We start from the raw sequence: 10,977 nt of genomic DNA, 5'->3' as shown, positions 1-10,977 counted from the left end.
ATGGCAGGACCCGGCCCCGGTCCTCCCGTCTGACCGGCGGCCGCGGGTTTCTCCGCCCGGCGGCGCCGTACCGGGCCCGCGGGGTGGGGAGGTGTGCGTCCGCCCTCCTGGCGTGGTCCCCGGTCAGGAGATGCGCGAGCTCGGCGCGGGCATACCGGCGCCGTCGAGGTCCGGCAGGGCGGCGGTGGACCGGCCGCTCATCAGCAGGAGCAGGGCCTGCACCGGGCCCTGCACGACCTCTCCCTCGCCGACCGCCCAGTCGGTGTCGGTGGCGACCAGCCGCAGGCCGCGCAGCCGCCGCTGGGGGTGGAAGAGGAAGCCGCGCTCCCAGATGTGGGTGGCGCAGACGCGGGCCGCCTCCAGCGGCATGGTGCGCCCGATGCGCAGCGGCACGGCGATGTCCTGGCCGTGCACCAGGGCGTCGAACAGCGGGTCGAGCGGCTTGGTGCCGAACGCCCGGCTGTGGGAGACGGCCGTCTTGCGGATCTCCTCGACGATGTCGCCGGTCGACTGCCGTCGCGCGTGCCGCACGGCCGTGTCGCGGACCACGCGGTTGAAGCTGCCGCGCGCCCTGACGAATTCCACCAGCACCCGTCCCACCTTGACCTCGACGGACATCGCGAGGTGGGCGGCCACTTCGCGGACCCGCCAGCCCTCGCACAGGGAGGGCCGGTCCCAGTCCTCGGGGGACAACCCGTCGAGCATGTCGGCCAGACCGCGTCGTTCGATTTCGAGGGCGGCCCAGATTTCCTGCTGGTTCATCACGCGCCTCCTACTAAGGTACCCTTAATATAAGGCTACCTTAGTAAAGAGGGGAACCCCCTTGGCCGCGACTCATCCGCCGCACGTCACCGCCCTGCTGTACGAGGCCTACATGCGCCTGTCGGACTTCACGTTCGAGGCGAGCAAGGAGTTCGACCCCCGCCTCCGGCCCGCCCACTCGGCGGTCTTCTTCCACATGGAGCACGAAGGCATCCGGCTGAGCCGGCTGGCGGAGAAGGCCCAGATGACGCCACAGGCGATGGGGGAGCTGATCGACGACCTGCAGGAGCTCGGCTACCTGCGCCGCGTCCCCGACCCCGCCGACCGCCGGGCCAAGCTCATCGTCTTCACCGAGGAGGGCGACCGGGCGCTGACGAAGGAATACGCCGTGATCGACGAGATCGAACGCCGCCTGGCGGACATGCTGGGCGAGGACGGCCTCACCGGCCTGCACGGCACCCTGAAGCGCATCATCACCGACTTCTGAACCGACTTCTGAGCCGGGAACCGCAGACTCGGCAGCCGTCAGCCGACCAGGCTCAGCGCGCTCTCACCGGAGGACTCGGCCAGCACCCAGCGGCCGCGGCCGCCGCGTTTGGCCTGGTACATGGCGGCGTCGGCGTCGCGGATCAGGTCGCCGGGGGTGGTGACGCCCTCCCGGAAGACGGCGACGCCGATGCTGGTCCCCACCCGCAGCTCGTGGTCGCCGTAGACGACGGGCTCGGCGATGGACGCCAGGATCCGCTCGGCCAGCGGGACCAGGTCGGTGCCGGCGGCGCTCTGCGGGCACAGCAGGGCGAACTCGTCGCCGCCGAGCCGTACCACGAGGTCCTCCTCGCGTACGGCGGCGCTCAGCCGGCGCCCGATCTCGATGAGCAGGGCGTCCCCGGCCTCGTGGCCGTGGGTGTCGTTGACCGCCTTGAAGCCGTCCAGGTCCAGATACAGCAGCACGTCGCCGGTGGCGCACTCCTCCATCCTGGTGTGCAGGGTGCGCCGGTTGGCCAGCCCGGTGAGCGGGTCGTAGGCCGCCTGGCGGATCAGCTGCTGCTCGGCGCGCTCCTGCTGGCGCACCGCCACCGCGAACCGGGTCAGGACGAAGCCGCTGGCCGTGACCGTGGCCAGCAGCAGCGCCATGCGCTGGCCGCCCGGGACCGATCCCTCGACCACCGCGATGACCGGGGCGGTCAGCAGGGCCAGGCCGAGGAAGACGACGCGGGCCGGGTGCAGGGTGCGGGTCTGGCGGGCGGGCCGGGTCAACTCGTCGCGGTCGGGACGCAGCGCGGTGATCACCATGAGCGCGTTGGCGAGCAGGACGACCCCGTTGACCGGCAGGAACGTCTCCGTGGAGACGGCCAGGGCGAGCCCGATGTCGGCGACCAGGCGGAAGAACCCTGCGGCGATCATCAGGCGGGTGGGGGCGCCGCGCGTCCCCGACGACAGCACCAGCAGCAGCACCGCCGCCATGATGACCACGTCGCCGACCGTGTAGGAGGCCTCCAGGATGATGCCCAGGGTGTACTGGCCGTCGGTCTCCTCCAGCGCGGGGGCGACGATGAGCCGCCACATGCCCAGCGCCGCGGCGCTGGTGAGGGTCAGCATGTCCAGCAGCGGCTCGCGCAGCCGCCGGCCGGACCGCCGCCGGGCCATGATCATGATGGCGACGCCGATGGCCGCGTACCCGCTGAGCCAGGGCGCGTCGATCCACCCGGTCGGGTCGGTCTCCGGCAGGAAGTAGTAGAAGACCGTCGCCGTCGTGTCGCCGATGAGCAGGAGCGTCTGCCCCACGGCGATCAGCACCCACGGACGCCGCGTGACGGCGTCGCCGGGGCGCAGCGCCGCCCACCAGGCGGCGGCACATATCAGCATGTAGACGGCCTGGTACGCGATCTCGGCGATCAGATTGCCGGCCGTCACCGAGACGACGGCGGCGGCGAGCACGGCCGTCGCTATCAGCCATCGGGTACGGAGAACGGTCATGTTCATGTGATCGGCCGATGACCCTGTGAGATGAGGTCAATCCTCTGCGTATCGATACTCTTTTGCGAAGCCGGCGCCCCCGGGCGGGGGACCGGCCCGCGGACACGGGAAAAGGGGTGCGGGGCACCCGTACGGATGCCCCGCACCCCTTCCTCCTCCCGGTGCCGCGGCCCTGCCCGGCCGCGGTACCGGCCCGCGCGTCAGGCGGAGTGCTGGGCCGGGACCGGAACGGTCGTGTCGGCCGCGCGCCGCGCGTCGAGGGCGAGCATCAGGCGGTCCTGAAGCTTGAAGGTGCCCACGATGAGGTTGCGGTAGGCGCCCGCCAGGGTGTCCGGCGGCGGCTCGAAGGCGTCGTCGTCGAGCTCGATGACCTCACCGATCCGGTCCACGAGCAGGCTGACCCACTCGTCGTCGACCGAGACGATCACGTTCATCGCCGGGACGTTCAGGTCCCTCGGCGGCAGGCCGAGCTGGACCCTCAGGTCCACCGCGGCGATGACCTGACCGCGGAGGTTGAACAGGCCGCCGACCGAGGTCGGCGCCAGCGGGACGCGGGTGTACTCGTGGAAGCGCAGGACCTCCTGCACCTGGGCCACGTCCACCCCGAAGAGCTGGTCAGCCACCTCGAAGGTGGCGTACTGGCGGCTGGGCATTGTCAGGCTCCGACCATCGAGTTGGTGATTTCGGACATTTCCGCGTAGAAGCGGGGGTCGGCGGCGAGGATCGCCCGCCGCACGTCCAGCAGCTCGGTGACGCGCTGCTGGATGACGGCCGAACCGGTCAGGCCGTCGTCGTCGAGGTCGCTGCGGGACTCGATGTGGTCCTCGACGATGTCGACGATCTGCTCGACGACCAGGGCCACGCTGCGGCCGCGCTCGGTGTAGACGACCGCGGGCACGGTCTCGCCCTCGGAGACGTCGTAGCAGCCCAGCAGCGAGGCCAGGCGGATCACCGGCAGGATGTGGTCGCGGTACTGGACCACCTCCCGGCTGCCGACCCGCTCGATGCGCTCGACCGGGAACTCCTCCAGACGGGTGACCATGTCCAGCGGGATCGCCACGCGGCGCTCGCCGATGCCGGCGATGAGCAGGCGCTCGATGCTGCCGCCGCGCGGGCGGGTGTCGGCGTGGTCGAGCTGCGCGCGCTCGGCGGCCTCGGCGGCCAGGTGCGAGCGGCGGGCCAGCGACGGGATGTCGAGGATCAGCGCGACCTTGCCGTCGCCGACGATGGTGGCGCCGGCGTACACGCCCACGTCCTTCATCCGGCCGGTCAGCGGCTTGACCACGATCTCCTCGGTGTTCAGGACCCGATCGACGACCAGGCCGAAGCGGCGGCCGTCGGCCTGCAGCACCGCGATGTAGACGTCGCGGTCGCTGTTGCGCACCGGCAGGCCCAGCGTCTCGTCCAGGCGGACCAGCGGGAGCAGCTTGCCGCGCAGCCGGTAGACCGGCGCACCCGACACGTGCTCGATCGCCTGGCCGGACTGGCCGTCGACGAACACCAGCTCGTCGACGCCGACCTGCGGGATGGCGTAGCGCTCGGCGCCGCACTCGACGGTGAGGGCCTGGATGATCGCCAGGGTGAGCGGGATGGTCAGCCGCCACGTCGTGCCCTTGCCCAGCGTCGAGTCCACATCGACGGCGCCGCCGATCTGCTCGATGTTGGTCTTGACCACGTCCATGCCGACACCGCGGCCGGAGACGTTGGTGACCTTCTTGGCGGTGGAGAAGCCGGGCTGGAAGACCAGAGCGATGATCTCGCGCGACTCCATCCGGGCGAGCTGGTCACGGGTGACCACGCCGCGGTCCAGCGCCGTCTGCGCCACCCGCTCGACGTCGATGCCCGCGCCGTCGTCCTTGATCTCCACGATGACGTGGCCGCCCTCGTGGTAGGCGCGCAGCGTCAGGGTGCCCTGGCCGGGCTTGCCCTTGGCGACGCGCTCCTCGACGGTCTCGATGCCGTGGTCGACGGCGTTGCGCACCAGGTGGGTCAGCGGGTCCTTGACCGCCTCCAGGAGGCTGCGGTCGAGCTCGGTCTCCTTGCCCTCCATGGCCAGCTTGACCTGCTTGCCCAGGGAGCCGCTGAGGTCGCGCACGACGCGGGGCAGCTTCGACCAGATGTGGTCGATGGGCTGCATACGCGTCTTCATGACGCTCTCCTGCAGCTCACTGGTGATCAGGTTCAGCCGCTGGGTGGTGCGCACCAGCGCCGGGTCGGAGACCTCGCTGACGCCGCGGACGATCTGGTTGCGGGTGAGCACGAGCTCACCGACCAGCCGCATGAGCGTGTCGAGCAGGTCGACGTCCACGCGGATGGAGCTCTCGGCGATGCTGCGCCGGGCGTTCTGGCCGGTCTCCTCGGCCGGGTGTGCGGCCGCCGGCGGGGCGGTGGGGGAGGGCTCCGCGGCCTTGACGGCCTTGACGGGCTCCGGCTCGGGCTCGGCCTCCGCGACGGGCTCGGGCTCCGCCTCGACCTCAGTCTCAGCCTCCACCTGGGCCTTCTCGGCGGCGGGCGCCTTGGGCGCGGCCGCCTTCTTCGCCTTGGCGGCGGGCTTGGCCTTGGGCGCCGAGGGGTCCTCGATGCACTCCTGCACCTGGGCGATGACCGACTCGACGTCGACGTCGCCCTCGCCGCCGGTCTCCTCGATCGAGCCGAGCAGCGTGCGCACGGTGTCCACCATGGCCAGCAGGGCGTCCGCACTGGCCGGGTTCATCTGCTGGGCGCCGTCACGAAGACGCGACAGCAGCGACTCACCTGCGTGGGTCAGCGTCTCCAGGCGGTGGAACGCCAGGAAGCCACTGGTGCCCTTGATGGTGTGGATTGTCCGAAAAATGCTGGAAAGCATCTCCCGGGAGCCGGGGTCCTGCTCCAGCGCCACCAGGTCCCGGTCCAGCTGGTCCAGGTTCTCGTGACTCTCAACCAGGAACTCCTGGATGATGTCGCCCAACTCGTCCACGATGGTCCTCTCCCTCTCTTATAAGCCAGCCCTTTCATCGGCGGCCCCGGACGGCACCTGAGGAAGTCCTGAAAACCTCGGTTGTCTGCTTTCGGGCTCTTTTTCCTGCTTTCTCTTAAGGCGTCAGGCCGAGTGCCGATGCGGAGGTACCAGAGAACTTCTGGTCTGAGCCCGCGACGACGCCTCGGCGCCCGTCGCCCGCAGCGGCAGGGACGCCGCACGCGGTGGGAGACCCCGGGCGCCATGGAAGGGACACAGATGCGCCGCACAGGCATGCGTCACGCGCACCGAACCATGCGCACGATGACGACCGCGGGCCTGCTCGCCGTCGCGCTCCTGAGCGGGACGGGCATGGCCACCGCGGCCCACGCCGCCGACAAACCCGGCACCGTCCGCAAACCGGCGGGACAGCTCGTCTCCGGCCAGTACATCGTCGTACTGAAGAACGGCACCGCCGTCTCCTCGACCGCGGTACGCCAGCAGGCCGGCAAACTGACCACCCGCCGCGGCGGCAAGGTCGCCCGCACCTTCACCGGCGGCATCAAGGGCTTCACCGTACGGGCCTCCGAGGCCCAGGCCCGCATGCTCGCCGGAGACCCCGCGGTCGCCTACGTCGAGCAGGACACCCGGGTACGCGCCACCGACACCCAGACCGGCCCCACCTGGGGCCTGGACCGCCTCGACCAGCGCACCCGCGGCCTCGACGGCTCCTACACCTACGACAGCACCGCCTCCGGCGTCGGCGTCTACGTCATCGACACCGGCATCAGGTCCGGCCACACCGACTTCGGCGGCCGGGTGACGGGCGGCGTGGACACCGTCGGCGACGGATACGGCACCGCCGACTGCAACGGGCACGGCACCCACGTGGCCGCCACCGTCGGCGGACAGACCTGGGGCGTGGCCAAGGGCGCCGACCTGCACCCCGTCCGCGTGCTCGGCTGCGACGGCAGCGGCACCGTCTCCGGCGTGATCGCCGGAGTGGACTGGGTGACCCAGAACGCCACCGGCCCGTCGGTGGCCAACATGAGCCTGGGCGGATCGGCCAGCACCGCCCTGGACGACGCGGTCCGCCGCTCCGTCGCCGCCGGCGTCACCTACGTCGTCGCCGCCGGCAACAGCGCGACCGACGCCTGCGCGGCCTCGCCCGCCAGGGTCTCCGAGGCCGTCACCGTCGGAGCGACCTCCGCCGCCGACAGCCGCGCCTCCTTCTCCAACTACGGCCGCTGCCTGGACCTGTTCGCCCCCGGCGTGAACATCACCTCCGCCTGGAGCACCGGCGACACCGCCACCAGGACCATCAGCGGCACCTCCATGGCCGCCCCGCACGTGGCCGGCCTGGCCGCCCTGCACCTGGCGGCCGACCCCGCCGCGACCCCGCGGCAGGTCGCCCAGGCCCTCACCGAGGAGGCCACCCCGGGCATCGTGGGCAACGCCGGAACCGGCTCGCCCAACCTGCTGGCCTACAGCGGCACCGAGGAGGTCCCGGCGCCCCCGGCGCCCGAACCCGAGCCGCCCGCCGAGACCCACTTCGTCAACGACATCGACGTGCCGCTGTCGAAGTCGTGGTACGGCAGCCAGGCGAGCCTGACCGTGCGCGGCATGGCCGACGGCGCCGACACCGCGACCGTCACCGTGGCGGTCAAGCGGGCCAGCCGGGCCGACCTCGTGATCGACCTGGTCCTGCCCGACGGCAAGACGATCCCGCTGCGCAAGCTCAGCCTGCGCGACCGCGGCGCCGACCTGAACGCCGTCTACACCGTCCCCGTGGCCGGACGCGCCCTCGACGGCACCTGGAAACTGCGCCTGCGCACCCTGCTGCCGCTGCGCAACAACGGCTACCTCGACTCGTGGAGCGTCAGGTTCTAGCGACCGGCGCGTCCCTGATCGTGCCCGGTGCCTGTGGCGATGCCCCGCCGCAGGCACCGGGCGCAACCCTTCGGCACCCGTAGGGCAACCCCCTATGAGACCCACATCACACGTAATGGGATCAGACGTCACGTACGACCGACCCGTAGCACCGAATCCTGCAGAACCGGACAAGGAGATGACATCCCGATGAGCACCGAGATCAGCAAGACCGTCCGAGCCGAAGCGCTGGCCCTGGCGCCCGTTTCGGCGACCGCCCTCCTGGACCGCGAGACGGCCGACACCGCGATCCTGCAGGTGATCGACCAGCACGGCGGCGAGGCCGGCTGCGTGGCCGCCTTCGCCCAGGAGTTCGGCGAGCACCCGGAACTGGCCTGCGAGCGGATGCGCTGGGCGAGCTCGGTGGTGGACTCCCTTTATGGGTGAGTTGTGCGATCCATACGCCTTTACAATGTAAAGACGGGTAGATCGGACACCTCTCAGCCGGAGACTCACCCTACGGCCGTACGGGAACGCCTCGCACCACTGGCCGCCTCGCACAGCCGCACCCTCAGCTGCGCCATGACCTCCGGATCGGGCGCCCCCCGGTTCTCCCGCTCCCTGGCCGTACGCTCGGCCCGCTGGGCCTGTTCCAGCAGCCGCACCCGGTTCGCCTCCGCCCGCACCTGCGAGGGCAGCGGCGCGCGGAGCGTCCCGTCGTCGTCGGCCCAGGCCGCCACCCGCCAGCGGACCCAGCCGGGCATCCAGCGCGGGTCGTCGGTGTAGGGCCACGGCCGGCCGTCCGGCTGGAGGTTGAAGGCGTACTTGACGTCGTTGACGGTGGCGCCGGCCTGGAACAGCGGGCGCAGCAGGTGTCGCAGGTGCTTCTCCGGCAGCTTGCGCAGCACCGGGTCGTCCTCGCGCAGCCGCCGGCAGGCCTGCAGCCGCTGGGATTTGGTGACCGGCGTGACGGTGCCCGACCACGCAGGCTCGGGTGTCGCGGGCGCGGAGCTCGCCGGTGCGGGCTTGTGATCTTTTCGCGGCGCGTGATCTTGATCGCTCGCGCGCGCGTGTACGGGGCTCATAGATCTTTCTCCTACGTAAGGAGAAACCCTTGGGGTCCGAGTTACGTCCACAGGAAGCGTTTCCACAGGCCAGGGCACGTCCTCCCATCGCTCGGGGACGACCTCGGGGACCGGCGGGACCAGGCGCTCGAGCTCCTCGGGGTCCATGGCCTCCAGGACCGCCACGGGGACGGTCAGGGCGTACTGGGCGGCGAGGTTGCCCAGGCGGTCGCCGGCACCGCGCCTGCGTCGTCCGCGCAGCTGCGGGGTGGAGCCGGACATCAGGACGAACAGGAAGCCGTGGATGCGCAGCCAGCGGATCCGGTCGGCGAGGGTCGAGCGCGAGACGCCGGCCTCCTGGGCGAGCCTGTCCCAGGTGGCGCCGCTCCACGGCTTGGTGATCATGTCGGAGTCGGCGTAGCGCATCAGCACCCACACCACGTGCATCGTGTTGCGCCACCAGTCGGCGCGGCGGTGGGCCGCGTCCGGGCACATGGCGATGACCTCGCACCAGAGCACGAGTGACTGGGCCCTGGTGAGGGCGGGGGGGATTTCCTTATGCATATGTTTCATGGGGGGGACTTTGCTCAAAGTAGAAGGAATTGGGCGGGGACCGACATTGCGTGAGACAGGTCGGGACACGCGGAAGGGACCGTTTCCGCGTACGAGTGGCCGACCCGGGGGCCAATCGTCTATGGTGGACTCCACAGGTGTTAGACCCTGTTCCAGGCACGCAAAAGCTCCGACCGCCGATAAGACTTCGGAAGCTTCGGGCTTGAGGCTCTTCTGAGGCTCTGGCTGTCGGGCAACAGAGGATCTCGGAAGTTCCGGTCCAGAGATCTTCTGGACGTCTGCGGTTCCTGGTTCAGGTGTTTGTGGGGGAGTCCCTCGCGCATGGTTTGTGAGGCCGCAGCGCGGGGGCTTCCGCGTTTATGGGCACCGCTTTTTTTAGCGGCGGTTTACGTTAGCGCTCGCGCCTCCTCTTTCGGAGGTGAATCAAGATATTCATGCCGCCGCCTCCTGACGCCCCTCGATGAGCGGGAGCTGGTCCTGCGCCGCCGGACGTGGCGGCGGAGCCAGAACGAAGTCATGCTCGCGTGCCAGCACCGTGACGATGTACTCGTTCACAGAGCATCCGCGCTGCTGGGCGAATGTCTTGATGTCGCCGAGAAGCTCAACGGGCACCCGTAGGGGGTGCTGCTTCACCGGCCCCCACTTGGGGTCAGGTCCGCGCTTGCTACCACTCATGCAGCCCGTTATATCGAATTGACGAATCAGCGATCCAGTGCGTCCTCGGCGCGTCGCGAAAATATTCGGAGAGTCGGCGCTGTCGGGCTTGTCTGGTTAAAGGGAATCTTTGGTTAATGCCACGAATTTCCCATGCGCCGCGCCGATGGGGATTTGTGAGGGGCTTTTCCCGCTCTCCGGATGCCGCGTGCCCGGATCACTCCCTGCTCCGTTGTTTCCTGTCGTGGAACGCGGATTTTTCTAGTGTTCCGGTGGGATGTGAGGGTTCGCAGAAGCCTGCACCCGTACGGCACCTTTAGCGCACTTCTCCCGCTACGCCCGGACGGCTTACTGGATGACGAAGGCCGCTGGCACAGGGTTCTTCACCGGCCGGCTTCCGCCCCGTGCGATGCCACCAGGCCGACGTCCTATCGCCGAACAAGGGATCGCCTTCGTGACTTTCGCCGCTCGCCTCACCACCCGCGCCCGTGTCCTGACCGCCACCCTCGGCCTCGCCGCCACCGCCGCGGCCACCCTGGCCACCGGCGGCGCCGCCCACGCCGACTCCGCCCCGGCGCAGCGGCCCCCGGCGGACAGCCTGGCCAAGGTGAGCGCCGAGCAGCTGCTGAAGGTGGCCCAGGAGCAGATCGGCGTCGAGGAGAACGGCGCCGGCGGCGGCACCAAGTTCCACTCCTGGTACATGGGCTCCCAGCGGGCCAAGGAGACCGTCGCCCGCGACGGCGGCAACGTCAAGGCCTACGCCAACGCCCCCTGGTGCGCGATGTTCGTCTCCTGGGTCGGCGAGCAGGTCGGCCTGCGCCCGAGCGTCGGCTGGGACGCCTACACCGTCACCTACGCCCAGTGGTTCAAGGACAACGGGCGCTTCGGCACCAAGGCCACGCCCGGCTCGGTCGTCTTCTTCGACTGGGACCGGAGCGACGACATCTCCGGCATCGATCACGTCGGCCTGGTCAAGAAGGACAACGGCGACGGCACGATCACCACGATCGAGGGCAACACCGGCAACGGCAAGGTCGAGCAGCGCGTGCGCCCGAAGTCCCAGGTCGTGGGCTACGGCTACCCGCAGTACGCCTCCTGACCGGAGCGCGGCGGGCACATGCGAAAGAGGGGGTACGGCGCGGC

Annotated in this window: 10 protein-coding genes; 4 read left to right on the top strand and 6 right to left on the bottom strand. The window is 70.2% G+C overall.

Annotated elements, in window-relative coordinates:
• Positions 1–123: 123 nt before the first annotated feature.
• Positions 124–762, bottom strand: coding sequence for a maleylpyruvate isomerase family mycothiol-dependent enzyme (locus tag Psi01_RS42390; RefSeq protein ID WP_204069866.1), 639 nt, complete (start codon positions 760–762; stop codon positions 124–126).
• A 61-nt stretch (positions 763–823) separates the two neighbouring features.
• On the opposite strand from Psi01_RS42390, the gene Psi01_RS42385 reads away from it, so the two are divergent.
• The gene (locus tag Psi01_RS42385; protein WP_204069865.1) at positions 824–1,249 is read left to right on the top strand and encodes a MarR family winged helix-turn-helix transcriptional regulator; all 426 of its coding nucleotides are present in this window, start codon (positions 824–826) and stop codon (positions 1,247–1,249) included.
• Positions 1,250–1,287: 38 nt separating this feature from the next.
• Here Psi01_RS42385 and Psi01_RS42380 read toward each other — a convergent pair whose 3' ends face one another.
• From Psi01_RS42380 to Psi01_RS42370, 3 genes are all read right to left on the bottom strand, one after another.
• Positions 1,288–2,739: a diguanylate cyclase domain-containing protein gene (locus Psi01_RS42380; protein WP_204069864.1), complete on the bottom strand. Its 1,452-nt coding sequence runs from the start codon at positions 2,737–2,739 to the stop codon at positions 1,288–1,290.
• Positions 2,740–2,939: 200 nt separating this feature from the next.
• Positions 2,940–3,392 carry a chemotaxis protein CheW gene (locus tag Psi01_RS42375; protein ID WP_203880308.1) on the bottom strand — a complete coding sequence of 151 codons (453 nt, stop codon included), beginning with the start codon at positions 3,390–3,392 and terminating at the stop codon, positions 2,940–2,942.
• Positions 3,393–3,394: 2 nt separating this feature from the next.
• On the bottom strand, positions 3,395–5,695 hold the full coding sequence (locus Psi01_RS42370) for a chemotaxis protein CheW (RefSeq protein ID WP_204069863.1): 2,301 nt from the start codon (positions 5,693–5,695) through the stop codon (positions 3,395–3,397).
• Between the two features lie 303 nt (positions 5,696–5,998).
• Here Psi01_RS42370 and Psi01_RS42365 point away from each other — a divergent pair, with 303 nt between their 5' ends.
• Both Psi01_RS42365 and Psi01_RS42360 read left to right on the top strand, forming a co-directional pair.
• Positions 5,999–7,564, top strand: a complete 1,566-nt coding sequence (locus tag Psi01_RS42365) for a S8 family peptidase (protein WP_239128445.1) — start codon at positions 5,999–6,001, stop codon at positions 7,562–7,564.
• 189 nt (positions 7,565–7,753) lie between these two features.
• Positions 7,754–7,990 carry a hypothetical protein gene (locus tag Psi01_RS42360; protein WP_204069861.1) on the top strand — a complete coding sequence of 79 codons (237 nt, stop codon included), beginning with the start codon at positions 7,754–7,756 and terminating at the stop codon, positions 7,988–7,990.
• A 65-nt stretch (positions 7,991–8,055) separates the two neighbouring features.
• Here Psi01_RS42360 and Psi01_RS42355 read toward each other — a convergent pair whose 3' ends face one another.
• Both Psi01_RS42355 and Psi01_RS42350 read right to left on the bottom strand, forming a co-directional pair.
• Positions 8,056–9,180 carry a hypothetical protein gene (locus Psi01_RS42355; protein ID WP_204069860.1) on the bottom strand — a complete coding sequence of 375 codons (1,125 nt, stop codon included), beginning with the start codon at positions 9,178–9,180 and terminating at the stop codon, positions 8,056–8,058.
• A 432-nt stretch (positions 9,181–9,612) separates the two neighbouring features.
• Positions 9,613–9,855 (bottom strand): hypothetical protein, encoded by a 243-nt coding sequence (locus Psi01_RS42350; RefSeq protein ID WP_203880313.1) that lies wholly within the window; start codon positions 9,853–9,855, stop codon positions 9,613–9,615.
• A gap of 433 nt (positions 9,856–10,288) precedes the next feature.
• Between Psi01_RS42350 and Psi01_RS42345 the strand changes: the two genes are divergently transcribed.
• Entirely contained in the window at positions 10,289–10,933 is a 645-nt protein-coding gene (locus Psi01_RS42345) for a CHAP domain-containing protein (protein WP_239128444.1), read from the top strand.
• Positions 10,934–10,977 lie beyond the last annotated feature (44 nt).

It is taken from the genome of Paraplanobispora siamensis (assembly GCF_016863175.1).
In the GTDB taxonomy this organism is placed as follows: Bacteria; Actinomycetota; Actinomycetes; order Streptosporangiales; family Streptosporangiaceae; genus Planobispora; species Planobispora siamensis.
This window is presented reverse-complemented; position numbering and strand designations above follow the sequence as displayed.